Origin of the sequence: Hyphomonas sp. NPDC076881 (assembly GCF_050269995.1) — a bacterium.
Taxonomy (GTDB): domain Bacteria; phylum Pseudomonadota; class Alphaproteobacteria; order Caulobacterales; family Hyphomonadaceae; genus Hyphomonas.
In genome coordinates this window covers 172,802-197,030 of record NZ_JBNNJJ010000008.1, presented here as the reverse complement: position 1 = coordinate 197,030, position 24,229 = coordinate 172,802, and the positions used below count along the sequence as shown (strand labels likewise).

The 24,229-nt window shown below is 62.3% G+C and carries 24 protein-coding genes; 17 read left to right on the top strand and 7 right to left on the bottom strand.

Translation table 11 applies throughout. The features are described 5' to 3' along the window. Window positions 1–71 precede the first annotated feature (71 nt). From secY to ACQKI2_RS10820, 11 genes are all read left to right on the top strand, one after another. Window positions 72–1,427, top strand: a complete 1,356-nt coding sequence (gene secY / locus ACQKI2_RS10870) for a preprotein translocase subunit SecY (protein WP_427379714.1) — start codon at window positions 72–74, stop codon at window positions 1,425–1,427. Then, complete coding sequence (locus ACQKI2_RS10865) at window positions 1,424–1,993, top strand: adenylate kinase (RefSeq protein WP_427379713.1); 570 nt, start codon at window positions 1,424–1,426, stop codon at window positions 1,991–1,993. Before secY ends, ACQKI2_RS10865 begins: the two co-directional genes overlap by 4 nt. A gap of 150 nt (window positions 1,994–2,143) precedes the next feature. After that, complete coding sequence (gene rpsM, locus ACQKI2_RS10860; protein WP_290917231.1) at window positions 2,144–2,512, top strand: 30S ribosomal protein S13; 369 nt, start codon at window positions 2,144–2,146, stop codon at window positions 2,510–2,512. Window positions 2,513–2,527: 15 nt separating this feature from the next. Next, on the top strand, window positions 2,528–2,917 hold the full coding sequence (gene rpsK, locus ACQKI2_RS10855) for a 30S ribosomal protein S11 (RefSeq protein WP_011647803.1): 390 nt from the start codon (window positions 2,528–2,530) through the stop codon (window positions 2,915–2,917). Between the two features lie 65 nt (window positions 2,918–2,982). Next, window positions 2,983–4,002, top strand: coding sequence for a DNA-directed RNA polymerase subunit alpha (locus ACQKI2_RS10850; RefSeq protein WP_035593568.1), 1,020 nt, complete (start codon window positions 2,983–2,985; stop codon window positions 4,000–4,002). 44 nt (window positions 4,003–4,046) lie between these two features. Beyond that, on the top strand, window positions 4,047–4,469 hold the full coding sequence (gene rplQ / locus ACQKI2_RS10845) for a 50S ribosomal protein L17 (protein WP_035593036.1): 423 nt from the start codon (window positions 4,047–4,049) through the stop codon (window positions 4,467–4,469). 163 nt (window positions 4,470–4,632) lie between these two features. Beyond that, the gene (locus ACQKI2_RS10840) at window positions 4,633–5,991 is read left to right on the top strand and encodes a metallophosphoesterase (RefSeq protein ID WP_427379712.1); all 1,359 of its coding nucleotides are present in this window, start codon (window positions 4,633–4,635) and stop codon (window positions 5,989–5,991) included. A 424-nt stretch (window positions 5,992–6,415) separates the two neighbouring features. Further along, window positions 6,416–7,627 carry an RtcB family protein gene (locus tag ACQKI2_RS10835; protein WP_427379711.1) on the top strand — a complete coding sequence of 404 codons (1,212 nt, stop codon included), beginning with the start codon at window positions 6,416–6,418 and terminating at the stop codon, window positions 7,625–7,627. Between the two features lie 342 nt (window positions 7,628–7,969). Further along, complete coding sequence (locus ACQKI2_RS10830; RefSeq protein WP_427379710.1) at window positions 7,970–9,037, top strand: hypothetical protein; 1,068 nt, start codon at window positions 7,970–7,972, stop codon at window positions 9,035–9,037. Window positions 9,038–9,144: 107 nt separating this feature from the next. Beyond that, the gene (locus ACQKI2_RS10825) at window positions 9,145–9,741 is read left to right on the top strand and encodes an HD domain-containing protein (RefSeq protein WP_427379709.1); all 597 of its coding nucleotides are present in this window, start codon (window positions 9,145–9,147) and stop codon (window positions 9,739–9,741) included. A gap of 15 nt (window positions 9,742–9,756) precedes the next feature. Next, complete coding sequence (locus ACQKI2_RS10820) at window positions 9,757–9,987, top strand: hypothetical protein (RefSeq protein ID WP_427379708.1); 231 nt, start codon at window positions 9,757–9,759, stop codon at window positions 9,985–9,987. A 9-nt stretch (window positions 9,988–9,996) separates the two neighbouring features. On the opposite strand, the gene ACQKI2_RS10815 is transcribed toward ACQKI2_RS10820, so the two are convergent. Further along, window positions 9,997–10,371 carry a Kazal-type serine protease inhibitor family protein gene (locus ACQKI2_RS10815; protein WP_114104844.1) on the bottom strand — a complete coding sequence of 125 codons (375 nt, stop codon included), beginning with the start codon at window positions 10,369–10,371 and terminating at the stop codon, window positions 9,997–9,999. A 66-nt stretch (window positions 10,372–10,437) separates the two neighbouring features. Next, complete coding sequence (locus tag ACQKI2_RS10810) at window positions 10,438–11,358, bottom strand: SDR family NAD(P)-dependent oxidoreductase (protein WP_427379707.1); 921 nt, start codon at window positions 11,356–11,358, stop codon at window positions 10,438–10,440. 141 nt (window positions 11,359–11,499) lie between these two features. On the opposite strand from ACQKI2_RS10810, the gene ACQKI2_RS10805 reads away from it, so the two are divergent. Then, the gene (locus ACQKI2_RS10805) at window positions 11,500–11,865 is read left to right on the top strand and encodes a VOC family protein (RefSeq protein ID WP_427379706.1); all 366 of its coding nucleotides are present in this window, start codon (window positions 11,500–11,502) and stop codon (window positions 11,863–11,865) included. Between the two features lie 83 nt (window positions 11,866–11,948). On the opposite strand, the gene ACQKI2_RS10800 is transcribed toward ACQKI2_RS10805, so the two are convergent. After that, entirely contained in the window at window positions 11,949–12,320 is a 372-nt protein-coding gene (locus tag ACQKI2_RS10800) for a hypothetical protein (protein WP_427379658.1), read from the bottom strand. Window positions 12,321–12,427: 107 nt separating this feature from the next. Then, window positions 12,428–13,975, bottom strand: coding sequence for a S10 family peptidase (locus tag ACQKI2_RS10795; RefSeq protein WP_427379705.1), 1,548 nt, complete (start codon window positions 13,973–13,975; stop codon window positions 12,428–12,430). Between the two features lie 208 nt (window positions 13,976–14,183). Here ACQKI2_RS10795 and ACQKI2_RS10790 point away from each other — a divergent pair, with 208 nt between their 5' ends. The 4 genes from ACQKI2_RS10790 (at window position 14,184) to ACQKI2_RS10775 (ending at window position 19,116) form a co-directional block, all read left to right on the top strand. Next, entirely contained in the window at window positions 14,184–15,473 is a 1,290-nt protein-coding gene (locus tag ACQKI2_RS10790) for a NupC/NupG family nucleoside CNT transporter (RefSeq protein ID WP_427379704.1), read from the top strand. 142 nt (window positions 15,474–15,615) lie between these two features. Continuing rightward, window positions 15,616–16,368, top strand: coding sequence for a sulfite exporter TauE/SafE family protein (locus tag ACQKI2_RS10785; RefSeq protein ID WP_427379703.1), 753 nt, complete (start codon window positions 15,616–15,618; stop codon window positions 16,366–16,368). Between the two features lie 120 nt (window positions 16,369–16,488). Then, a complete protein-coding gene (locus tag ACQKI2_RS10780) occupies window positions 16,489–18,489 on the top strand; it encodes a TonB-dependent receptor (RefSeq protein ID WP_427379702.1) in 2,001 nt (666 codons plus the stop codon). A 12-nt stretch (window positions 18,490–18,501) separates the two neighbouring features. Beyond that, window positions 18,502–19,116: a glutathione S-transferase family protein gene (locus tag ACQKI2_RS10775; protein WP_114104847.1), complete on the top strand. Its 615-nt coding sequence runs from the start codon at window positions 18,502–18,504 to the stop codon at window positions 19,114–19,116. Window positions 19,117–19,178: 62 nt separating this feature from the next. Here the strand turns inward: ACQKI2_RS10775 and ACQKI2_RS10770 are convergent, their stop codons facing one another. Continuing rightward, window positions 19,179–19,961 carry an SDR family NAD(P)-dependent oxidoreductase gene (locus tag ACQKI2_RS10770; protein ID WP_427379701.1) on the bottom strand — a complete coding sequence of 261 codons (783 nt, stop codon included), beginning with the start codon at window positions 19,959–19,961 and terminating at the stop codon, window positions 19,179–19,181. 160 nt (window positions 19,962–20,121) lie between these two features. Here ACQKI2_RS10770 and ACQKI2_RS10765 point away from each other — a divergent pair, with 160 nt between their 5' ends. Beyond that, window positions 20,122–21,033, top strand: coding sequence for a LysR family transcriptional regulator (locus tag ACQKI2_RS10765; RefSeq protein ID WP_035593060.1), 912 nt, complete (start codon window positions 20,122–20,124; stop codon window positions 21,031–21,033). Window positions 21,034–21,304: 271 nt separating this feature from the next. Here the strand turns inward: ACQKI2_RS10765 and ACQKI2_RS10760 are convergent, their stop codons facing one another. Both ACQKI2_RS10760 and ACQKI2_RS10755 read right to left on the bottom strand, forming a co-directional pair. After that, window positions 21,305–23,233: a hypothetical protein gene (locus ACQKI2_RS10760; RefSeq protein ID WP_427379700.1), complete on the bottom strand. Its 1,929-nt coding sequence runs from the start codon at window positions 23,231–23,233 to the stop codon at window positions 21,305–21,307. Between the two features lie 41 nt (window positions 23,234–23,274). Beyond that, complete coding sequence (locus ACQKI2_RS10755) at window positions 23,275–24,156, bottom strand: hypothetical protein (protein WP_427379699.1); 882 nt, start codon at window positions 24,154–24,156, stop codon at window positions 23,275–23,277. Between the last annotated feature and the right edge of the window lie 73 nt (window positions 24,157–24,229).

Sequence of the window (24,229 nt, the reverse complement as noted above, 5' to 3'; positions counted from 1 at the left end):
CCCCTCTTCACAAATCCCGTGTCGCCGCCGATCTTGGCGGCGAACGCTTTTCAGGGAGGCTCGTGCAGCCGATGGCGAATGCTGCGGAACAAATGGCTCGCAACCTTAATTTTGCGACCTTTGCGAAAGCCAAAGACCTACAGGCGCGGATCCTCTTCACGCTCGGTATTCTGGTCCTTTACCGGCTAGGGACGTTCATTCCGATCCCCGGCCTGGATCCGGCCCAGTATGCCGATCTGTTCAGCGCCCAATCGAGCGGCATTCTCGGCTCGATGAACATGTTTGCCGGCGGCGCCGTCGAGCGGATGGGCGTTTTCGCGCTCAACGTCATGCCCTACATCACCGCCTCGATCATCATCCAGATGATGACCTCGGTGTCCCCCTCGCTTGAGAAGCTCAAGAAAGAAGGGGAGGCGGGCCGCAAGCAGATCAACCAGTATACGCGCTACCTGACCCTCGGCTTTGCCCTGGTGCAGGCCTTCGCCATCACCGGCGGCCTCGTGGCTGTGCGTCTCGATGGCATCGCATCCTGGTTCTTCATCCTCACCGGCGTTGTTACGCTGACCGGCGGCACCATGCTGCTGATGTGGATGGGGGAGCAGATCACCGCGCGCGGCATCGGCAACGGCATCTCGCTGATCATCTTTGCCGGTATCGTGGCAGAGCTGCCGCGGGCCATCTACAACCTCGTGGCCCAGGCCCGCACCACTTCGGTGGATATCGGCTTCATCCTGGCCATCGTGGTGATGGTGCTGGCGCTCGTCGTTTTCATCGTCTTTGTGGAGCGCTCGCAGCGCCGCCTGATCATTCACTATCCCAAGCGCCAGCAGGCCCAGGGCTTTGCCCAGGGGCAGAAAAGCTTCCTGCCGCTGAAGATCAACACTTCGGGCGTCATCCCGGCCATCTTTGCCACGGCGCTGCTGATGCTGCCGCTGACGGCCGTTGGCTTCCTCGGTGGCAATGCCGCCGATCCGGAAACGACGGGCCTGACGGGTGTTCTGGGCTGGCTGGCGACGAATTTCGCGCCGGGTTCCTGGACCTACATCGTCACCTACGCGCTGCTCGTGGCGTTCTTTGCCTTCTTCTACACCTCGATCATGTTCAATCCGCAGGAAACGGCGGACAATCTGCGCAAGTATGGCGGCTTCATTCCGGGCATCCGTCCGGGGTCCAACACCGCGGCCTATATCGACTATGTGTTGACCCGCCTGACCACGATTGGCGCCCTTTACCTGGTCTTCATCTGCATCCTGCCTGAGCTCCTGCGGCGATATTTCCCTCAGATTCCGTTTTACATCGGGGGTACGTCTCTGCTCATTGTCGTTTCGGTGACTATGGACACTGTCACACAGATCCAGTCGCACCTGATCGCCCACCAGTATGAGGGGATGATCAAGAAATCGAAACTCGGGGGCAAGAAGAAGTGAACCTGATTCTGTTTGGTCCGCCGGCTGCGGGCAAGGGCACGCAAGCCAAGCGACTCGTTGAGCAGCGTGGCTTTGTGCAGCTTTCTACAGGCGACATGCTTCGCGCCGCCCGGGCTTCCGGGTCCGAACTTGGCCAGCGCGTGGCAAAGATCATGGATGAAGGCGGCCTGGTCTCCGATGAGATCGTGATTGCCCTGATTGACGAACAATTAACCGTCCAGGCCGGCGCGCCGGGGTTCATCTTTGATGGCTTCCCCCGCACGATCGGCCAGGCCGAAGCGCTCGACAGGCTGCTGGAATCGCGCGGTTCACAGGTGGATCTGGTGATCCGCATGATCGTGGACGATACCAAGCTGCTTGAGCGGGTGACCAAGCGCTTTGAGGAGCAGGGAAGGGCGGACGACAATCCGGCTACCTTCTCCCGCCGCCTGGAGCGCTATTACGAAGACACCGCACCGCTGGTTCCCCTTTATGCCGAGCGGGGCGTGCTGACCGAGATCGATGGAATGGGCACGATTGATGCTGTGTCCGGGGAAATCGATGCGGCTCTGAAACAATCCGCGTGAACGGCGCAGTTCTGCTGTTGACGGGGAGAAAACCGTGGCTATAAGCCTCGAAACTTAGCTTCAGGCTTAACCGCCGGTGCGCGCGACGGGCGTGATACTCCCGCTTGGCGCGCATTTCATGTTTTGACATCCGCTTGAGGAGAAACGGCCTTGGCCCGTATTGCAGGCGTAAACATTCCGACCAACAAGCGCGTCGAAATCGCGCTGCGCTATATTCACGGGATCGGCCCGGCCTTCTCCAAAGAGATTTGTGAGAAGGTTGGCGTTGAGCCGTCGCGCCGCGTGAACCAGCTGACGGACGCAGAGGTCATCAAGATCCGCGAAACCATCGACGCCGGTTATCTGGTTGAGGGTGACCTCCGCCGTGAAACCTCGATGAACATCAAGCGTCTGATGGACCTTGGCTGCTATCGGGGCCTGCGCCACCGCAAGAAACTCCCGGTGCGCGGTCAGCGTACACACACGAACGCACGGACCCGCAAGGGCCCGGCCAAGCCGATCGCCGGCAAGAAGAAATAATAGGACTGACGCCCCATGGCCCGCGAAGCTACTCGTATCCGCCGCCGGGAACGCAAGAACATTACCTCTGGTATTGTTCACGTGAACTCGAGCTTCAACAACACGATGGTCACCATCACCGACGCACAGGGCAACACCATCTCCTGGTCGTCCTCGGGCGTGATGAACTTCAAAGGCTCGCGCAAGTCGACGCCTTATGCCGCTCAGATGGCTGCTGAAGACGCCGCCAAGAAGGCGAAAGAGCATGGCCTGCAGACGGTTGAAGTGCGCGTGCGTGGTCCGGGTTCGGGCCGTGAGAGCGCGCTGCGCGCCCTCCAGGCGGCTGGTCTCACCGTGACGGCCATCAATGATACGACGCCGATCCCGCACAACGGGTGCCGCCCGCCCAAGCGCCGCCGCGTCTGACGAATATTCTCCGGCAGCGCCTCTCCGGCGCTGCTGTCCTTTTCGAGGAACCCTGAATGACCACTGTGAATGACCGTAACTGGAAAGTGCTGATCCGTCCGAACCGTCCTGTCGTCCAGGCCGGATACGACGCCAAGCGCAAAGCAAAGCTCGTGGTCGAGCCTCTGGAGCGCGGCTACGGCACGACGCTCGGCAACGCCCTGCGCCGCGTGCTTCTCTCGTCGCTGCAAGGCGCTGCCATCATCGGCGTCCAGATCGACGGCGTTGTCCACGAATTCTCCGCCATCCCCGGCGTGCGTGAAGATGTCACGACGATCGTGCTGAACCTCAAGCAGGTCGCGATCTTCATGGAATCCGACACGCCCAAGCGCATGGTTCTGCGCGCCAAGGGCCCTGGCGAAGTCAAGGCTGGCCAGATCGAAACCCCCGGCGATGTGAAGATCCTCAACCCGGATCTCGTCATCTGCACGCTGGACGGCGGTTCTGAAGTGCGCATGGAATTCACCGTTGCCACCGGCAAGGGTTATGTCGCTGCCGAAGGCCACCGCCCGGAAGACGCGCCGATCGGCTATATCCCGATTGATGCCATCTATTCGCCGGTTCGCCGCGTTGGCTATCAGGTCGAAGACACCCGTGAAGGCACCGTCCTCGACTATGACAAGCTGACCCTCGACGTGGAAACTGATGGTTCGCTGTCGCCGGAAGATTCGGTCGCTTATGCCGCCCGCATCCTTCAGGACCAGCTCCAGCTCTTCATCAACTTCGAAGAGCCCACGCTGGAAACCGGCGGTTCGGCAGACGAAACGGATCTGGGCTTCAACCCGGTCCTGCTCAAGAAAGTCGATGAGCTCGAACTCTCCGTTCGCTCGGCCAACTGCCTGAAGAACGACAATATCGTTTACATCGGCGACCTGATCCAGAAGTCCGAGGCGGAAATGCTCCGCACGCCGAACTTCGGCCGCAAGTCGCTCAACGAGATCAAGGAAGTTCTCGCCGGCATGGGCCTGCATCTTGGCATGGAAGTGCCGGATTGGCCGCCGGAGGACATCGAAGGTCTCGCCAAGAAATACGACGATCACATCTAGCCCAGGAATGACCGGGGCCTGACCACCTCGGAAGGAATGTAGCCATGCGCCACCAGATTGCCCACCGCAAGCTCAACAAGACGACCTCGCACCGCAAGGCGATGTTCGCCAATATGGCTGCCAGCCTGATCGAGCACGAGCAGATCATCACCACCCTGCCGAAGGCCAAGGAAATGGCCCCGATCATGGACAAGCTCGTCAGCCTCGCAAAGAAGGGCGATCTTGCTGCCCGCCGCGCCGCGCTGTCGCAAGTCCGCAATGAAACGGCTGTCCGCAAGCTTTTCGAAGTCTTCGGTGAGCGTTACAAGGACCGTAACGGCGGCTACACCCGCGTTCTGAAAGCCGGCTTCCGTCCGGGCGACAACGCCCCGATTGCTGTGCTCGAACTGGTCGACCGTGACGAATCGGCAAAAGGCGCCGCCGACAAGGCTCGCCACGCCGCTGAGCTGGAAGCTGCAGAAGACTAGTCTTTCGCTGGATCTTTCCAGATTGATTTCATGACGCCCTGGAGCCTCGCTCCGGGGCGTTTTGCTTTTTGCCGTCTTCAGGCCGGGGAAGGGAGGCGGCCCCTGTAAAAACTGTCATCCATGCGCGTTAGGCGCAGAGGGCCACCCTTCTGGAGACAGCCCGATGAAACGCCCCCACCTCTTGTCAGCCACGGCAATGCTTGCCGCGCTTGGCCTGTTCGCCGCCTGCGCCGCCACGCCGGCGCAGCCCGCTGCCCTCACCCCAGAAGCGCCCGCCGCAGCCACCACGGCGGATGCCCGCTTCACCATCGCGATGATCCCCGACACGCAGAACTATACCGACTACACGCACCAGACCGCCGAAGGCTTCCCGTTTGATGCGGCCGATCTCTTCATCGAGCAGATGCGCTGGATTGCCGACAATCTCGAAAGCCAGGGCGGGGATATCGCCTTCGTCACGCATGTCGGTGATGTCTGGCAGCATGGAACCGTCAAGATCGATCCCGAGCATGAGGCGCGCGGCTTCAAGGCCGTCCCCAATCCGATCTTCGATGCCCATCTCTCGCCCAGCGACAAGGTGAAGACCGTCGAGATGCCCAAGGCCCGGGAAGGCTTCGCGCTGATCGCCGGCAAGACGCCATTCTCCGTCGTTCCCGGCAATCACGACTATGACGCCACCTGGACCGATTCCAAATTCCCCCCGCGCGTTACCAGCCCCGCTGAAGTCGATCCCAACGACCTCACCTCGCTCGGCATGCTGCATGCCGGCGGGCTCGATAATTTCCGCGATGTGTTCAATCCGGACTCAGCCTTCTTCAAGGACCAGCCTTGGTATGTTGCTTCCCATGATGGCGGCACCGACAGCGCCCAGATCTTCGAGGCGGGCGGCTATCGCTTCCTGCATATCGGCCTGCAGTTCGATCCGCCGGATACCTCCCTCGTCTGGGCGTCGTCGGTGATCGATCAGTATGAGGGCCTGCCCACCATCATCACCACCCACGACTTCCTCAACCGCAAGGGCGAGCGTGTGCCGAGCCCCGTTGTCGATAGCCACGCTGCCGATCCCGGCGCCCACAACACGCCCCAGATGGTATGGGACAAGTTCATCAGCCAGAACGACCAGATCTTCCTTGTTCTGGCCGGTCACCAGCATGGCCAGTCGATGCGCGTGGATGACAACGCTTCGGGCCAGAAGGTCTGGCAGATCCTTGCCGATTTCCAGGATCGCGGCCAGACCGCCAAGGATGCTGGCCTCCGGTCTGCCTGGCCCATCGGTATCGGCGATGGCTGGCTGCGCCTGATGACCTTCGATTTCAGCACCGATGTACCCAGCGTGAAGGTCTCCAGCTACTCCACGCACTACAAGAAGTTCAGCCGCGAAATGCCCGAATACGCCGCCTGGTATCGCGGCCATGAGCAGCCGGAAATGACGGATGCGGAATTCCACGACGCGGATGATTACACCATCACGCTGGAAGATTTCCGTGTACGGTTTGACCGGTCAGGCCGCGCTGTAAACTGATTATCCGGATATTATTTTTCCAAAGAAGATCAAAAGGCTCCGGACAATTCCGTCCGGAGCCTTTCATTTTCTGCTTGACGGTTTCGTCCGCCTCCATCATAGGGCGCCTCCATTCAGCAACGGAGTGCCCGATGACGTATCGGCCCTTAACTCAGCCAAGGAAGGACGCCGCCCTGGAACGGGGCGTCGCGCGTTTCCGCATGGAGGTTGCTGGATAGGGGCTGACGATCAGTCCCGAAGGCCCGAAAGGGTCTTATGCCCGCCCTCCGCGCGTTTCGCCCGGAGGGTTTTTTCTTGTCTGGAATCAGCAAGCGCCGTTCCGAAAAGTGGGAACCGGTTTTCGGAAAAACGGCGCGAAAATCCAGGAAGGGGCCGCGCGGAGGGCTTGAAAAGGAGGCGCTTCCGGGAGGAAGCTGCAAAGACGATGAGTGAGTTTGAAGTCTTCGAAACCTATGCTGCGGGCCGCATCAAGGCCTGGGTGAAAGGTGTTGAGGTGGAGCCTGAAGCGCGCGAGCAGCTGGAAAATGTAGCCGGTCTGCCCTTCGTGCATTCGCATCTCGCCGTGATGCCGGACGTGCATTTCGGGCGCGGCGCGACCGTTGGCTCCGTCATCCCGACCAAAGGCGCCATCATTCCGGCGGCGGTGGGCGTCGACATCGGCTGCGGCATGATGGCGATCCGCACCAGCCTCACTGCGAATGACCTGCCCGATAGCCTTGCGGCCGTCCGTAGTCAGATCGAACGCAAGATCCCTGTGGGCAATGGTCCTGGCGGCAATCACAAGGATGCTCCGGCGCGCGCGGCGACGGCCCTGCGCAATTCGGGGCTGCCCGAGCGGCTCGATAAGGTGCTGGCCAAACACCGGCGCATCCAGCGCACGATGTTTGCCAAGCAGCTCGGAACGCTCGGCGGCGGCAACCATTTCATCGAGCTTTGCCTCGATGAAGAGGCCCGCATGTGGGTGATGCTGCATTCGGGCTCGCGCGGAACGGGCAACATTCTCGGCACCTACTTCATCCAGGAGGCTCGCGAAGCCCTGGAGAAACGGGTGCTCGGCTATCATGTGCCGGACAAGGATCTCGCCTTCTTCATGGAAGGAGAGCCCCTGTTCGACGACTATATCGAAGCCGTCGGTTGGGCGCAGGACTATGCGCGCCTCAACCGCGAAGTGATGATGGACCGTATACTGATGGCCGTGCGGGAGGTGCTTCCGGCTTTCACGCTGGAAAAATCGGCGGTGAACTGCCACCACAATTATGTGGAGCGGGAACACCATTTCGGCGCCGATGTCTGGGTTGCCCGCAAGGGCGCCGTGCGCGCCCGCAAGGATGAGCTGGGCATTATTCCGGGCTCGATGGGGGCGAAATCCTTCATCGTGCGCGGCAAAGGCAATGCGGAGGCATTCTGCTCCTGCTCGCATGGGGCAGGGCGCACGATGAGCCGCGCCGAAGCCAAGCGCCGCTTCACCCTTGAGGACCACCTTGCCGCAACCGCCGGCGTGGAATGCCGCAAGGATGCCGGCGTGATCGACGAAACGCCGATGGCCTACAAGGACATCGACGCCGTTATGGCGGCGCAGTCTGATCTGGTGGAAGTGGTCCACACGCTCAAACAGATCGTCTGCGTAAAAGGCTGAGGCGCGCCAGCGCTTCAGCCTTCTGCTGTTTCTACGGAAAAATAATCTCTAGACGGAATTTATTTTTTCAAGAAATCCCATTGACAGATCGTCGCGCCATTGGCATGACGCATATCCCGGCGCATGAAATGATCCGTCAAAGGATTTGATTGCGCCGCCTCAGAAATGGAAATACCCATGAAGCAGCGTATTGAATTTCATACCTGCTCCTTGCCTCGCCGGGGAGCGCCGTCTGCGGCCCTCGCGCATTTGCCGGTGGCTGGCTGACCCTCACATAATTGAACTGACCCTTGCCCTGCGCGCCAAAGGTGCGCCCGGTGGCAATTTCAGAAGGAGGTGATCATGGGCACGCCTATGACCCTGCCGGTGCTCCTGGCCGATAGCCGGGCGTTGCCGGTCACGCCGCTTGTGGCTTTCCTTGCCGGTCCGCATGCGGAGACAATCGCGCGCATCTGGCCCGCGCCGCATGAGGATTTCCTCATGCTGCCGTCTGCGCGCCGTCATGCCGCCGCCATCCTCGCCTTGCGGGATGGCTACACGGCGCAGCGCGTTCAATGGCTCGCGGGCCGCGCGCGGGATGGTGAACTGGCGGCCGAGCTTTTCGGCGATCATCCGCCCGGCGGCGTGATGAAAGCGCTTGGCCGCATGGGCGAGGCGCTCTGGACGGAGGCGGCTTATGCCCAATTCTTCGGCCTGTTCCGCGATGAGGCCGCGCGCCAGCTTATCCGTCATATGGCGGATATTCAGCCTGCGGTTCTTTCAGTGGTTGCCACCCTCCCGCCGCTGCTCCGCCGCCCGTCCATCGTTGCGGCCCTTGGAGCGGATATGGAAGCGGCGCGCTGCCTCGTCGCAGCCTGGAACATGGCTCTGCATATCCGCGGTGAGGTGGCAGGCGCAGACATCGCCCGCCAGTTCGGCCGGGCGAAGGATGCCCGCGCCCTGTTCGAAATGGCGCTCTCGGCCATCCAGCCCCCGGCGTTCGGTGAAGTGAACGCGCCGCCGGCCCTTCCGGCGCCGTTCTCACCGGTCCGGCGGACGGAGCATCTCCAGGCAGTGGCGCTTGAAATGCGTAACTGCCTCAGGGATTACGCGCCCGTCCTTGCCTCCGGCCGTATGGCGCTCTGGATCTGGCAGGGGGCAGGTGGTCCGGTGGCCGTCGCGCTCTGGCGGGATGCGGGCGGTTGGCGTCTTGCTGAAGCGCTCGGCCAGGACAATGCCGAAGTACCTGATGCGGTTCTCCACGAGATCCTCCCGGCTCTGAAGCTGGCGGGTATCCGCGCGGGTGAGCCCTGGCACATGCTGCGCAACTGGCTGGCCGATCAGGCCGCCAATGCCGAAGATCTGCCGGGGGCGGCAAGCCCGGCAGCTAGCACGCGCCAACGGCTCTATCTCGGCTATCTCTGGGATTAGGCTGCGGAAAAATCTCGGGCGCCCCCTGACCCTGCGTCCGGGGGCGCCTTGCTTTGCAGCAGGCGCTTTCCGGGTTAGGCTGCCTGCCGGGAAAAGGAGGAAACATCATGGCCGACGGACAGGAAGTAGAAACCCGCGCAAAATTCCGCGAGATGCTGGAAGGCTCGAAAGATGATTGGGACATCATCGCGGAGCATTCGCGCCACTTCAACAAGGGGCTGGCCAAGCGCGTCATCGACCATCTGAAACTGCTGGATGGCGATTTTGGCGGCTTCCCGGTCGACCGGCTGACCCATTCCCTGCAGACCGCCACCCGCGCCCACCGCGATGGCCGGGATGAGGAATATGTCGTCTGCGCCCTGCTGCACGACATCGGCGATACGCTGGGCAGCTTCAACCATCCCGATGTTGCCGCCGCGATCCTCAAGCCCTTCGTGTCGGAAGCCAATCACTGGATGGTCGCCAATCACGGCATGTTCCAGGGCTATTATTTCTTCCACCATCTGGGGCTCGACCGGAACATGCGCGACCAGTTCCGCGATCATCCGCACTTTGAATACTGCGCCCAGTTCTGCCACCTTTATGACCAGTCTGCCTTCGATCCAGACTATCAGAGCGAGCCGTTGGACTTCTTCGTGCCAATGGTTGAGCGCGTCTTCTCAAGGCCGAAGAACTCGATGTATCTCCGCAAGACCGAAGAATAGCGTGAAAGGGCGGCCATGCTGAAACTCCTCGTTCTCGCGGCGCTTCTGCTGGCCGTCATCTACTTCTTCAACTGGGTAAACCGCCGCCCACCGGGCGACTGGCGGCGGGATGATGACGATGATGATCGGCCAGGCGGCCCGCCCGGTCGCCGTCTCAGCCTGCCGCAAGAGAGAAGTCCGGGCACGGATAATGCATCCCGCCCGCGCGAGACGGCCGGCGCAGACGATGACTTCAAAGGCGGCTGAGGCCCGGCCTCAGCCTTCTTCGGCCGGCGCGCATTCGCCGGGCGTATCGACGCTGACACCGGCAGCCTGCGCCGCGCATTTGTTGCCGTAGGTCTGCCCGTCGCAGCCGCAGACCGGGGCATATTCATACGTACACATCTGTGGGCGGGGCAGGCAGATGCCGGCTGCGTCGGCAACCGTCCGGCAGGCGCCATCTTCATAGAAGCAGCTAAGGCCGCCCGCGCACTGGATGCCGGCAATCCCGCCACACATGCCGCCCGCCTCGGCCAACGGCCGGCTCACGGGGGCAGGCTCCGGAGCGCTCATGTCAGGAGTGTCTGTCGTTCCCGGCGCCGCGCAGGCGGCCAGCAGGACAAAGGCGGCGGCAAAAAGAAAGAGGCGCATGGCTGAATCTCCGTTTCCGGAGGCCAGCCTGCGCCTCAATCATTCTGTTTGGCAAGCCTTGCAGGCTTATTTCGCGGCGGCAGCGGCCACAGCGGAGAAGATGTTCTGGCCATGCTCACCGCCAGCCTTGAAGGCCGGTCGGGTGGTGTTCACGTCCGTGATCTGGTCCCATTTGGCGGCAACGGCTTCGGCGGTCAGCGCGTCGCCCTGGCCCACGAACACGCCGGCGGTTTCCACGATACGCGCCATCGAGAAAGCGCCCGCGCCCGCCGACAGGATCATGCCGGTGGGGGCATCTTCCTTGACGAGGTTGATGACGCCCGGCGTCACGAATTCCGGCTTCAGCGCAGCCAGCATCTGCTCGGACATGATGTCCTCGGTCATCCGTGTCGCGGCGATCGGGCAGACGGCGTTGATCTTGATGTCGTTTTTCGCGCCTTCGATCTTCAGCGTGTTCATCATGCCGACCACGCCCAGCTTGGCGGCGCCGTAGTTGGCTTGGCCGAAGTTGCCATAAAGGCCGGTGGAGGAGGTGGTGACGACGATCCGGCCGTAATTCTGCGCCTTCATGATGTCCCAGGCAGCGTGCACGGGCAGGAAGGTGCCGCGCAGGTGAACGGCCAGAACGAGGTCGATGTCCTCAACGCTCATCTTGGAGAAGGAGCGGTCGCGCAGGATGCCGGCGTTCGCGATGATGATGTCGATCCGGCCCCATTTGGCCATCGTGTCGTCGATCATGCGTTTCACGCCGTCAACGTCGGACACCGACGAGCCGTTGGCGATGGCTTCGCCGCCGAGAGCTTCGATTTCCTTGACCACGGCCTGCGCCGCATCCGAGCTGCCGCCCGAGCCATCGCGAGAGCCGCCGAGATCGTTAACCACGACCTTTGCGCCGCGGCGGGCGAGTTCAAGCGCGTGTTCGCGGCCAAGGCCGCCGCCAGCGCCGGTCACGATGGCTACGCGGCCGTCAAAACGGATGTCGGACATGGGTATCTCCCTCAAACGGTGGATTCATATGGCCGGTGTCACATCAGACGTTCACGTCAACGTCAAGCATCTCCGCTGCGTCACCCCTTGCCGCAGGGGCTGCGGCATGATTGCTGACGCGGCGCGAATAGGGAGGACACCATGCTCGCTTACCTGACCCTCGGAACCAATGACAAGGAAAAGGCCTTCGCCTTTTATGACGCCGTGCTGGGCGAAATGGGCGCCAAGCGCTTCTTCGCCAACGACCGCCTGCAATTCTACGGCGTCGCCCCCGGCCAGCCGATGTTCGCCATCGGCACCCCCTATGAAGGCGCCGCCACCGCCGGAAACGGTGTGATGCCCGCCATCGCCGTGGCCGACAAGGAAACTGTCGACCGCGTCTACGCCAAGGCCCGCGAGCTTGGCGCCGCCTGCGAAGGCGAGCCCGGCAACCGCATGCCCACCTTCTACGGCGCCTATTTCCGCGATCCGGACGGCAACAAGATCTGCGTCTGCAAGCTCGGCTAGGCTTCTTTCAGGACTGCAACAAGAAAACCCCCGGTCATGCGGCCGGGGGCTTTTTGTATGGCAACCAATCGCCGAAAGGCGACCTACGACCAGTTGATTTTGTCGTGGTATGCGGCCAGCAAGAACTGTTCTCGATTAAGGCCTAATGTGCTGTTGAGGCTGAGAAGCGTTCCGCCACCAGCCCTTAGTTGCACCCAAACGTAGGTGACTTCATCGTCGAGTTCCAGATACTCCCAAATCCAAAAGCGTTCTGCTCGTATTAAAGCGGTTCTTACGAACCGAAAGCGCTTGATGTCGGCGTTTTCCTGATCGGCCGACTCGTCACGAACATAGTCAAAAATGTCCCCCTCGCTAAGTGGACAAGAGCTAGCGGAGTCATCGGGAAGCCGTGGAAAATCTACGACCACGCTCACCCATTTTTCGACGTCCCTCGGCAGTTGGTTGAGGTCAAACATTTGAGGAATTTACCCCCAACTGCGTTTGAGGTCTATGTCGCCTTCGGGCCAAAGGCGGTCGTCCGCTTAAGCGCCCAGTTCGTTGGACGGCCGTCACATGCTCAATCCTAATCCGGCTGCTGGTCCTCCAGCCGCCCGGCATAAAACGCCCGCAAATCCGCTGCCAGCGCCTCCAGCGCCGGTTCGTGCAGATACATCATGTGTCCTGCCTGATAATAGGTCATCGCCACCCGCTCCTGCGGAATGCCATAGCGGCCAAAGGTGATTTCCGCGTCGAAGAAGGGCGTGATCATGTCGAAATAGCCGTTCGCCACCCAGGCCCGCAGCGCCGTATTCCGGCGCATCGCCGTGGCCAGCTGGTGGCCCGCATTCACATAGCTCGGTTCCCAGTATTCGCCTTCCGGTGCATTCCGGAAGTTCCAGGCATTACCAGCCGCTTCGCTGGAAACGACATAAGGCCGGTCCATCCGTACACCGAGATCGCGGTAGAGATAGTCGTTGAGCAGCGACGTATACGCCGACTCGATGAAATAGCTTGAGGCATCCGCTTCCGGCGCCTCGGCCACATCATCGGCCTCGTCCCCGGCATAGCGCCCGTCCAGCCGCCCGATGGCAAGGCCCTTGTCGCGCAGCAATTCCTTCTGGAAGCGCGGCATCAGGATGCGCAGGTCAGACCGCTCCACATACTCTGCCGAAAGCCCGGTGAAATACACCAGCCGGTCGCGGATACGCGCGCGTTCTTCCGCAGACAGCCGCGCGCCCTTCCACAGCGCCGGGCCGTATTCATCGCGCGCAAAGGCGCGCGCATCCTCCAAAAACTCCGCCTGCGGAACGCCTTGTCCCGCCTTGCCGTGATACTGCGCCGCCGCCGCCATGCTCGGCAGATAGGTAATGTAGGAATAGACATTGTCATGGGCGGAGGTTGAGCCCTCATAGTCCAGCGCCTGCGAGATCAGCACGAGCCCATTGAGCGCAATGTCCACCTCGCCCGTCGCCATCCGGTGGGCAAGGTAGGCTGCCCGCGTCGTGCCAAAGCTTTCCCCGATCAGGTATTTCGGCGCGTTCCAGCGCTGATGCTGGGTGATCCATATGCGGATGAATTCGGCAATCGAGCTGCCATCGCCTTCCTCGCTCCAATAGTCCTTGTTCTCTCCCTTGCCCACGGCGCGGCTATAGCCGGTGCCGACCGGATCAATGAACACAAGGTCGGTCACGTCCAGCAGGGAGAGCGGATTGTCCACCATCGTATAGGGCGCCGCGCCATCATCGCTGTCAGCGTCGCTCGCCACCTTCACGCGCTTGGGGCCCAGCAGGCCAAGGTGCAGCCATACCGAAGCTGAGCCCGGCCCGCCATTGAACACGAAGGAAACAGGCCGCGGCCCGCCCGCATTCTCGCGGATATAGGAAATGGTGAAGAGGCTGGCTGCCGGCTCGCCGTCCTTGCCGGGAATATGCGTCTCGCCCGCCTCCACGCGATAGGTCATCTTCTGCCCGCCAAACGTGCCCGTATGCGTGCTGGTAAACATCACCGGCTCGGGCACCGGTTTGACGGCGGCTTCCTCCTTGGTCTCGGGCCTCGCTTCGGGCGCAGCAAAGGCGGGCAGGGCCACCGCCATCACCAATGCTGCGGCCAGCGCCTTGATCTCCGTCTTCATGCTTGGTGGCCCCGGCTTGCATATCTGGCCGCCCTCTGGCGGCCAATGGCTTGATATCAAAGGCGAAAGCTACGCCCCTCCAGAGGCGGCGTCAAACCCGGCAGCGACGCCCCTGCAGGCCGCGCAATTGCCATTGGCGCTTTCCAAGCCTTTCCGCGCCCGTTAAGTCTGAGCGCTTGGGTCTGATTTGCGGGAGGGCTATCGCAACATGCCGGCAGGATTTGAATGGGGCTGGGACAATGCCCGCGCGCTGATCGGGATTGTTCTGATTTACGGTCTGTGCTGGCTGCTCTCCGAAAAGCGCAAGCTCTTCCCCTGGAAGATCGTGCTCGGCGCCACGGCGATGCAGTTTGCCTTCGCCCTCGTCCTCTTCGGTATTCCCTTCATCAAGGAAATCCTGCTCAAGGCCAATGCCCTCGTCGATGGCCTGCAGAACGCCACCCGCGCGGGCACCAGTTTCGTGTTCGGCTATGTCGGCGATAACGTTGCGGCGAGCGAGCTGATCGGAGGCGCTCCGCCGCCGCTTTTCTTCTTCCAGATCCTGCCCATCATTATTGTCGTGGCCGCCCTCTCGGCCATCCTCTGGCACTGGCATATCCTGCGCTGGATCACCAATGGCTTTGCCTTCGTCTTCCGGCGCGGCATGGGCCTGGGCGGGGCCACCTCGCTTGCCGTCTCGGCCAACGTCTTCATGGGCATGACCGAAGCTCCCGTCCTAATCCGCCCTTACATCAAAGGCATGACCCGGTCTGAGCTGCTCATCATGATGACCGCCGGTTTTGCCACCATCGCCGGCTCGGTCCTTGTCGTCTATGGCGCGTTTCTGGAAGGGAAGATGGCCAATCCGCTGCCCCAGCTTCTGGCTGCTTCGATTATCGCTGCCCCTGCCGCCGTCGGCGTTGCTCTCGCCATGATCCCGGAAACCACCCCGGTGTCGGAGCGGATGAAAGACCCCGATTTCAAATACGCCTCCACCATGGATGCCTTCTCCACCGGCGCCACCGATGGCCTGAAGATCGTCTTCAACATCGCGACCATGCTGATCGCCGCGCTTGCGCTACTCTGGCTGGTCAATGCCGGCCTCGGCCTCTTCCCGGATGTGAACGGCAGCCCGCTCTCCATCGAGCGTATCCTCGGCTGGATCTTCGCGCCCCTGATGTACATGATCGGTGTGCCGTGGAGCGAAGCCTCCCAGTCGGGCTCGCTGATGGGCGTGAAAACCGTCCTCACCGAATTCGTCGCCTTCCTCCAACTCGCCGAAGTGCCGGTTGAGGCGATGGACCCGCGCACGCGCATGATCACCGCCCACGCCATTTGCGGCTTTGCCAATTTCGGCTCGATGGGCATCCTGATCGGCGGCCTCTCCATCGTTGAGCCGGAACGCCGGGAAGATTTCCTGGCCCTCGCCTGGCGCACACTGCTGGCGGGCACGCTGGCCACCTGCCTCTCCGGCGCTGTGGTGGCCGCTTTGCCATACGGCCTGTTCGCCGCTGGCTGATGGCCGTCAGGGGCTGCGCGCAGCAGGCCCGGCGCCTCCGGATACAGCTTTCCTGACATTTGCCTTGAGCAAATGCCCATGGCCCTGCATCCGAAACTCTAGTCATTAGGTAGGCTAGGTTGGGTATTCCTCGGGGCCGCCGATGCCGTTTGCAATTGATGAGCTGTTTCTCTGGCTGGTGCTGGTGGGGTTCCTCGCTCAGATGATCGATGGCGCCCTCGGCATGGCCTATGGCGTGGTCTCCACTTCCGCCATGCTCGCCCTCGGCATTCCGCCCGCCATCGCCAGTGCCAATGTCCACACGGCAGAGATATTCACCACCGCTGCCTCAGGCACCTCCCACGCCATCGCCCGCAATGTGGACTGGAGCATCTTCTGGCGGCTTGCCCTCTTCGGTTCCATCGGCGCCGTCATCGGGGCCACCTTCCTCAGCCATGCCGATACCAGCTTCATCCGGCCTTTCATCGCCGCCTATCTGCTGCTGATGGGCCTCATCGTCATCTGGAAGGCGCTGCGCCCGCCAAGCGCCCCGCCGCAGATACGCAAGGTCGGCCTCCTCGGCTTCTGCGGCGGCATCGCAGATGCCATCGGCGGGGGCGGCTGGGGACCGGTTGTCACCTCAAACCTCATCGCGCGGGGCGGGGAAGCGCGAAAGATGGTCGGCACGGTCAACATCGCCGAGTTCATCGTCACCGTCTCGGCCAGCGCCGCTTTCCTCGTCGCGCTCGGTCCGAACTTCGGCAAGGCGGCGCTCGCCCTGCTGATCGGCGGCCTCGCCGCAGCGCCCATCGCGGCCTGGACAGCCAGCCGCGTGCCCCGCAAGGCGCTCACCCTCATCGTCGGGGCCGCCATCTGCCTCGTCAGCGCCTACAATCTGTGGCGCGCCTTCAGCTAGGCCCCGCTGACGCCACGGCATCGCGCTTCTGAACCGCGCCGGGGTCGCCATCGGCGCGCCAAGCCTCTAAATGGTGCGCGGGCCGCCCCTTCCTGCGGCCCGGCTGACAGGAGGCCCCGCTTGCATCATCGGACCGGACTTGCCGCCCTTACCGCGCTGCTGATAGTGCCCGCCGCCCTGGCAGAGCTGCCCCAGCGCCTCGAACCGGTGGAGGTCTATGCGGACCGTTCGCAGCAGGCTCCTGGCGCGCGCACTTTGCTCGATGCCACCGTGATCGCGGATACCGCCGCAGACCGCCCGGCCGAAATTCTGAACCAGGCCCCCGCCGTCAATATCCAGATGAACTCCGGCCAGGAGCATCTGATCTCCATCCGCTCGCCCGTCCTCACCGGCGGGGCGGGGCAGGGCAGCTTCCTCATCCTTGAGAATGGCGTGCCCATCCGCTCGCCGGCCTTCGGCAACGTCAACGCGCTGATCGAGCCCCATCATGAAGTGGCCGATGCGATCGAGATCGTGCGCGGCCCGGCCAGCGCCAAATATGGCTCCAACGCGGTCCACGGCCTCCTGAACTTCATCCTGCCCGATGCCGGCAGCCCCCAGAGCGCGCGCTTCAGCTACTCCACCCTCGGCCGCCTGCGGGGCGATGCTTCGGTCAATCTCTCTGCCAGCACACGCCTCAGCCTCTCCCTGATGGAAGACGATGGCTGGCGCGACGACACCGGCAGCCAGCAGCAGAAGCTCTCCCTCGTCTCCAGCGCGGACCTTGCCGGATGGGACGCAAGCTTCTGGCTTGCTGCCTCCAGCCTCAACCAGGAAACGGCCAGCTTCATCCAGGGGCCGGACGCTTACAAGGACCGCGATCTCTCGGAGACCAATCCCAACCCCGAAGCCTTTCGCGATGCCTGGTCGGCCCGCCTCGGCGCGCGCCTCTCCCGCGAAGTAGGCCCCGGCACGCTGACGCTGCTGCCAAATATCCACACCCAGGCGATGATCTTCTCCCAGCATTTCCTGCCCTATGGCGGCGTAGAGAAGAACGGCCATACCGGCGGCGGCGTCCTCGCCCGCTACGAATTTACCCCCACCGGCCCCATCCAGTGGCGCCTCGGCGCAGACACAGACTTCGCCACCGGCTACCTGCGCGAAATCCAGCCCGATCCAAACCCCAGCCCGAATTTCCCGCAGGGCCTCCATTACGACTACACGGTCGATACCGCCGTCTTCGCTCTCTGGGGCGAAGCTGATTGGCAGCTTACGGATAATCTCCGCCTCCTTGCCGGCCTGCGCGGCGAAACCCATGGCTACGACTACACCACCCGCGCGCCCACCGGCATCAATGGCCGCTTCAATGTCACGCCGGACCGCACGGATGATTTCACCTTCCTCACGCCCAAGCTCGGCCTCGTCTGGGACCAGTCCTGGGGGGCGCTCTATGCCAACTATGCCCGCGGCGCCCGTGCCCCGCAGGTGTCGGATCTTTATCGCCTGCAAAGCCTCCAGCTCCCCGGAGAGATCGACACCGAAACGCTCGACAGCCTCGAAATCGGCGCGCGCGGCGCGCTGCTCTACGGCCACCTCACCTTCGATGTTGCCGCCTGGTGGATGGAGAAGGAAAACTTCTTCTTCCGCGATTCCGATGGTCTCAATGTCACCGATGGCGCCACCCGTCATTTCGGTATCGACGCCGAAGCCACCTTCCGGTTTACGGACACCCTCTCCGCCACCGGTAACCTTGCCTGGAGCGAGCAGACCTACACCTTCAACCGCCCGGTGGTCGCTGCCCAGGAACGCATCGTGGACGGAAACCTGATCGACACTGCCCCCGAATGGCTCGGCAATGCGCGGCTCGACTGGAAGGCAAGCTCCGCCCTGAAACTGTCCCTCACTCTCGATCATGTCGGAGACTACTTTATGGACCCGGCCAACACCGTCACCTATCCCGGTCACACGGTCCTCGGTGCCCGCGCCGGCTATGTGTTCACGGACGGTCTTGAGGGCTACATCATCGTCCGTAACCTGACGGATAAAAAATATGCCGACCGCGCCGATGTCGGCTTCGGCAATGAGCGTTATTTCCCCGGAGAGCCCGTCAATGCGGCCTTCGGCATCACCAAAAAATTCTAGGAGGAACCCCCGATGAAACTCTATCACAGCCCGATGGCGCCCAATCCGGACCGCGTCGTCTATTTCCTGCGCGCCAAGGGCAAGCTCGACGCGGTGGACCTGCAGGAAGTCTCGATCATGCAGCAGGACCATAAAAAGCCCGAATACCGTGAGGTCTCGCCTTTCTCGCAGGTGCCCGCGCTCGTTCTCGATGACGGCACCAAGCTCACCGAGAGCCGCGCCATCTGCACCTATTTCGAGGGCATCTTTCCAGAGCCGAACCTGATGGGCGCAGACCCCAAGGAAAAAGCCCTGATCGAGATGTGGGATCGCCGCATCGAGCTGATGTTCTTTATCCAGTTCGCCGGCTGGTTCCGCAACGCCCATCCGATGATGGCCCCGCTCGAAGTGCCCCAGAGCGCGGAAGCCGCCGCCAAAAGCGAGAAGGCCGCCCGCAAGATGGCCGAACGCCTCAACGAACATCTGGCGAATAACGAATTCGTTGCCGCTGATCGCTTCTCGATTGCCGACATCACCCTCTTCATCACCTGCGGCTTCTGCCGCGTGATGAAATGGGCGCCGCACAAGGAGCTTCCCAATCTCGGCCGCTGGTATGACGCCATGGCCCAGCGCGGCTTCGCTGGCTGAGCAAGGTATACCGGAGTATCCAGCCCACCTCCGTCAAAAACGGGGGTGGGCGGAGTATCCGGTCAGCGGGGCGCCATGCGGATGCCGCCGTCGAGACGGAGGCACTGGGCGTTGAAATAGGTGTTGCGCACCAGTTCCAGAACCAGCGAACCATATTCTTCCGGTTTGCCGAGGCGTTTGGGGAAGGGGACCGACGAGGCGAGCGAATTGAGCACCTTGTCGGATGCGCGCAGCATCAGCGGGGTGGCGAAGATACCCGGCATGATCGAATTGACGCGAATGCCGATATCCATCAGGTCGCGCGCCATCGGCAGGACGAGGCCATTGACGCCCGCCTTGCATGATCCGTAGACGACCTGTCCGATCTGGCCATCCTGGGCGGCCACAGAGGCGGTCAGCGTGATCACGCCGCGCTCGCCATCTTCCAGCTCGGGAAGGTTTGCCATGCCCTCGGCCGAGAGCGAGGCAATACGGTAGGAGGCCACCAGCACGCCCTTGGCGCCGAACTCATAGTCCTCGGTGGAGAGGCGTTTGTAGCGGGCGTTTTCCTTGTCCCAGGAAAGCGTCTTGCCGCCTTTGGAAGCCATGGCGCAGTGCACCGTGATCCGCTCCTGGCCATGGGCGGCGCGGGCCTTCTCGAAGCCGGCGACGACCGAGGCTTCGTCCATGATGTTCACATTGCAGAAGATGCCGCCGATTTCCTTGGCGGTGGCTTCGCCCGCTTCGGCGTTGATGTCGAAGATGGCAACCTTGGCGCCGGCCTTGGCGAGCGCGCGGGCGGTGGCCTGGCCGAGGCCAGAGGCGCCCCCGGTGACGACGGCGGCGGTCTCTTTGGTGATCTGCATGGATGGCTTCCTTCCCTGTCTGGCTGTCTTTATTCCTGTTTAGGCAGGGGCGGGCGGCTTGCAAATGGTGACGCCGCGCCAAGGATAATGCGTTCCAAAAAGCGACCCGGCGCGTCATTCCTCTTGCCGCAGGTTCAAACTCCCGTCACAAACCCTTTCCATGGATTGGGGTAAGCTCAGATCGTTTCACGCCGCCGCCGAATCCGGCAGCCTCACCCTCGCGGGGGAGCGCCTTGGCATTTCCCAATCGGCCGTCTCCCGCCAGATCGCGGCGCTGGAGGAACAGCTTGGCGTTTCTCTGTTCCAGCGGCATGCCCGCGGCCTGGTGCTGACCGATAGCGGCCACACCCTCTACCGCTCGACGATGGAGATGGCCTCGGCCGCCCAATCAGCCAACACGGCCCTGCGCGACCAGCAGGAAACCCCGCAGGGGGAGCTGATCGTGGCCGCCCCGGTGGCCTTTGGGTCCATCTGGATGGTGCCGCGGCTGGGCAATTTCGTTCGCCGCCACCCGGATCTGCGGCTCGATCTGCGCCTGGATGACCAGTTTGAGTATGATTTGCTCAAGCTGGAGGCCGAATGCGCCGTGCGCCTCTGGCCGGCGGACAAGGCAGACCTGATCCAGCGCAAGCTCGGCACGCTGGGCACAAACCTCTATGCCTCACCCGAATATCTGAAGACCCATGGCGTGCCCAAGGAGCCTCAGGATCTCGATAACCACCGGATCATCGCCTATGGCGACGAGTCCACGCCGCTGTTCGAGATGGCCTTTGCCTGCCGGGTAGGGCGTGATGACGCACCCCCGCGCAACGCGACCCTGAAGGTGAACAATGTGTTCGCGATGCTTCGGGCGGTTGATGCCGGGCTTGGGATTGCCGATGTGCCTGACTATATGGCCGCTACGCTGCCCCGTCTGGTGCGGGTCCTTCCTGAAGTAACTGGGCCGGTTTTCGATCTTTACTTCATTTACCCCAGCGACCTGCGCCGGTCCAAGCGCGTAGCTGCCTTCCGGGAGTTCCTGACGGCCGAGACAGAGCCCCTGCGCCGGGTTTCTATGCGTCAAGGTTCGTGAATTCTGCGTAACACATGCAAAATTGCATGATTGAGCTGCTGTGTCGCATGTTGCAATGCAGCGAAAATGCCCTATCTAGGCGTCATGCCAAGGGTCCTGGGCATAACCCGATCATTCCTCCGATTGGGCGTTTCCTCCCCCCTTCAGGACCCCACTTTATGCCCGGCGCGTCTTATGATGCTGCCGGGCTTTCTTTTTTCTGGCCTGCTGCCGCCACTTGTAAGGTCTGAAAAGCCGGGTTTCTGAGTTTACAGAATTTACAAAACACACTTTACCGGAAGAAGCCACGAATAAGGCGCCATACCAGGAACAGCACGAGCGCAATCGTGAAGGTCATTGAGGCGTAGAGCACGAATACCGAAAACTCGTTCCAGGGTTGATCGAGATTCCCGCCGGACAGGTCCAGGAAGGGAGGCATCCAGCTGAGACTGACCGACACCTCATCATTCCGGCTAAGATCGCGCAACTTGTCGGCCCACATCATCGCCAGCTGGAAGAAGCCGAACACGCCCAGCGCGCCCAGCAGCAGGCTCATCGAGGTTTCGTCCTTCTTGGCGAGGCGCGCTTCCCGGTCGCGGGTCTGGCTTTCCATGTTGGAGATCAGCCGCTCGATATAATCATTCCGCCGGCCGATCCCGCGCAGCTGGGTCATCTTCTCGAACACCTCGCTCTCGGTGTCATAGCGGAAGACGTTCATGTACCGGTCGCGGTAATAATTGGCATACTGGCCGGTGCGGAAGGCGTAGAAGGCTTCCGCCGCGCGTTTCAGCCGGCCCTTATTGCCGAGCTTTTCCACCTCGTCGATCAGCTCGAAGGCGGAGGCTTCATATTCCCGCGTCATGAACTCGTTATGCATCGAGACGACATGGATCATGAAGGCATAGGGGCAGGTGCCGATATAGTCATTGGCCGCTTCCAGGCTGCGGGCCTTCTCGACATAGGTGGTCAGCGCGCGCGGATTGGCGAAGCGCACGAATTTCCGCTCGGTCGCCTGTTCCTCGGTGGCCGGATAGATCGGGTCGGTCGAATCCAGGATCTCTGACGGGTCCTGGTTCATGAAATCGATGATGTTCTGGTTGAAGCCGGCCATGAACAGGTATTGCAGACAGTCCTGCCGCCGGCGGTCATCCATGCCGGGCCGGGTCTTGCGGGCCTCTTCGATCTGCGCGTCGGTGAACTGGTCATAGTCCGGCCGGTTGATCACCCAATGCCAATAGTCCGGTCCCATGCGGATTTCAGGCACATCCACCAGCCCGCGCGGGTTCAGCCCGTCCAGCTTCCGCTGGTAGGGCAGGTAGCATTCCTCCTGAACCATCAGCGTGCGAGGCGGGGGCAGCCCGGTCACCGGATCGGGCTCCGGCAGCAAGCGGCGGAAGAAGGTGGCGTCCTCGAAGAAGAAGAGAAGACGGGAGACCGGCATCATCAGGCCGGGCACTTCGATGAAGGGCGCTTCGGCCACCAGCGCGTCGAAGGTCGGCGCCAGCAGCGGGGCCTGGCCCTTGCCGGGATCGCGCGGCAGCCTTCCAAACAGATCCTCCGCATCCAGATCGAAGGAAGCGCGCACATATTGCCAGAAGCTCAGATCGCCGCCGCGCGGGCTTTTGACGCGCAGGAGGTCCAGCGGGGCAATCCCGGTGCGGTCATCGGTGGCGCGGAAGGGCGGGGCGCCGGGCGGGCGGGGCGCGGCTTCGAATTCCTTGGGCGCAGCCGCTTTCTGGAGCAGGGAGAGGAAGTAGAACTCCCCCGGCGTGTGGTCGTAATTGTAGCGGAAGGAAAGATGATATCCGATGGCGCCATTGGCATGGGTGTACCAGAAGCGCCGTACCCGGAGGGTTCGTGTCTTGCCAAGGCCCGGCGGCGTGGCAATGAAGCGGCGCCCCTCGGTTGACCAGGCAATCTCGTCGGGCGCCGTGATCTCGATGAACTCACCATTCTGCGGGCAGAGGGTGTCCAGCAGGAAATCATCCACGGCGCCCAGGCGCTCGCGGTCGGCAATGTCATTGAAAAGGGGCTCCACCGCGTCGCGCAGGCGCTTGCTGCCGCGATAGCCGCGCTGGAAATCCCGCACCGTTTCAGCATCCAGAGAACCTCCCAGCGCAGCGGTGACCTTCTTTTCACTGACATAAAGCGAGAGGGTGAAATAAACCGACTTGTCCTCGCATTCCTCAAAGCCGTGCGTGATGCTGGCCATCTCGGTCATCCGGGCCTCTCCTGCAGTATCGGTCGCCGGCCCCCCGCCGGCTAGCTTCGGTCCCGGGGCACCTGTGCGGCGGCGGCAAAGACGGCCTCAAACCCGATCAGGGGAATATGGTCTCCGCGCTGGCAGGCTGCCTCCAGCACTTCCAGTTGGGCGGCGGCCACCGGGGAGGAGGCAGGATCGCGCCCCTTCAGCACCGTCACCCCGAAAAAGCGGCGCATATGCGCCAGCAGCCGGCAGGCGGGCAACGCATCTGCGCCGCCCGAGCCGAGCACGCCGAGCAGCAGCTCATCCTCCGATCCCTGATCGTCTGACAGCGGCGGCTGGCGATACTCCATCCCGACAAGCCGGGCCCCGCGCCGCTCCCATATCTTCAGCCGGTCAACCTGATCGAGCCCGGCATGCTGGCTGTCGAGGGCGTAGTCTTCCGGGCTCATCTTCACCGGATTGTTTATCTCGATGAAGATCAGAGGATTTGGAATGTCCCCTTCCGGCCAGGCAAAAGTCTCGCGCGTTTCCTCGCGGATGAGATGCATCAACAGGCCGAACAGGCCGCGCCGCCGCTGGTTTGCGTCCACAAAAATGTAAGAGAGGGAGACTGTCGGGTCCGTCCCGTCGCCGCCAAAGGCGATGAAATTGGCCGCGCCCAGCACCGGGCCATTGGCCCCTTCCGTCAGCAGGATCGCCATCTCCCGGTAGGGCCCGTAAAGCGCGGAGAGGCGCTCATACGCCTCGCCCTCATTCAGGGCGAGACAGGCACGGAAGCCATCCAGGTCTTCCTTCTCGTCGGGAAGGATGAAGGCGGCGTCATAGGCCGCATAGAAGCGCAGGAGGTGAGGATCATCAGGCCGCGTGATGTAATGAGCAATCACGCCGCCTTCGAGGGCGTCGCTACGCTCGCGTCCGGTCAGAGAGGTTATCGTCATGCGGTTTGAGTGGTCGCATGTCAGCGGTTTCTGTCAACGGGATTCTCTCTGGCTGCCCCACCGCAAGGGCTCG

What these genes read in the sequence shown, in the direction of transcription:
- secY (WP_427379714.1), top strand. Translation starts at nt 72, where the DNA reads ATGGCGAATGCTGCGGAACAAATGGCTCGCAACCTTAATTTTGCGACC.
- rpsK (WP_011647803.1), top strand. Translation starts at nt 2,528, where the DNA reads ATGGCCCGCGAAGCTACTCGTATCCGCCGCCGGGAACGCAAGAACATT.
- rplQ (WP_035593036.1), top strand. Translation starts at nt 4,047, where the DNA reads ATGCGCCACCAGATTGCCCACCGCAAGCTCAACAAGACGACCTCGCAC.
- ACQKI2_RS10840 (WP_427379712.1), top strand. Translation starts at nt 4,633, where the DNA reads ATGAAACGCCCCCACCTCTTGTCAGCCACGGCAATGCTTGCCGCGCTT.
- ACQKI2_RS10835 (WP_427379711.1), top strand. Translation starts at nt 6,416, where the DNA reads ATGAGTGAGTTTGAAGTCTTCGAAACCTATGCTGCGGGCCGCATCAAG.
- ACQKI2_RS10830 (WP_427379710.1), top strand. Translation starts at nt 7,970, where the DNA reads ATGGGCACGCCTATGACCCTGCCGGTGCTCCTGGCCGATAGCCGGGCG.
- ACQKI2_RS10825 (WP_427379709.1), top strand. Translation starts at nt 9,145, where the DNA reads ATGGCCGACGGACAGGAAGTAGAAACCCGCGCAAAATTCCGCGAGATG.
- ACQKI2_RS10820 (WP_427379708.1), top strand. Translation starts at nt 9,757, where the DNA reads ATGCTGAAACTCCTCGTTCTCGCGGCGCTTCTGCTGGCCGTCATCTAC.
- ACQKI2_RS10815 (WP_114104844.1), bottom strand. Translation starts at nt 10,371, where the DNA reads ATGCGCCTCTTTCTTTTTGCCGCCGCCTTTGTCCTGCTGGCCGCCTGC.
- ACQKI2_RS10810 (WP_427379707.1), bottom strand. Translation starts at nt 11,358, where the DNA reads ATGTCCGACATCCGTTTTGACGGCCGCGTAGCCATCGTGACCGGCGCT.
- ACQKI2_RS10805 (WP_427379706.1), top strand. Translation starts at nt 11,500, where the DNA reads ATGCTCGCTTACCTGACCCTCGGAACCAATGACAAGGAAAAGGCCTTC.
- ACQKI2_RS10800 (WP_427379658.1), bottom strand. Translation starts at nt 12,320, where the DNA reads ATGTTTGACCTCAACCAACTGCCGAGGGACGTCGAAAAATGGGTGAGC.
- ACQKI2_RS10795 (WP_427379705.1), bottom strand. Translation starts at nt 13,975, where the DNA reads ATGAAGACGGAGATCAAGGCGCTGGCCGCAGCATTGGTGATGGCGGTG.
- ACQKI2_RS10790 (WP_427379704.1), top strand. Translation starts at nt 14,184, where the DNA reads ATGCCGGCAGGATTTGAATGGGGCTGGGACAATGCCCGCGCGCTGATC.
- ACQKI2_RS10785 (WP_427379703.1), top strand. Translation starts at nt 15,616, where the DNA reads ATGCCGTTTGCAATTGATGAGCTGTTTCTCTGGCTGGTGCTGGTGGGG.
- ACQKI2_RS10775 (WP_114104847.1), top strand. Translation starts at nt 18,502, where the DNA reads ATGAAACTCTATCACAGCCCGATGGCGCCCAATCCGGACCGCGTCGTC.
- ACQKI2_RS10770 (WP_427379701.1), bottom strand. Translation starts at nt 19,961, where the DNA reads ATGCAGATCACCAAAGAGACCGCCGCCGTCGTCACCGGGGGCGCCTCT.
- ACQKI2_RS10765 (WP_035593060.1), top strand. Translation starts at nt 20,122, where the DNA reads ATGGATTGGGGTAAGCTCAGATCGTTTCACGCCGCCGCCGAATCCGGC.
- ACQKI2_RS10760 (WP_427379700.1), bottom strand. Translation starts at nt 23,233, where the DNA reads ATGACCGAGATGGCCAGCATCACGCACGGCTTTGAGGAATGCGAGGAC.
- ACQKI2_RS10755 (WP_427379699.1), bottom strand. Translation starts at nt 24,156, where the DNA reads ATGACGATAACCTCTCTGACCGGACGCGAGCGTAGCGACGCCCTCGAA.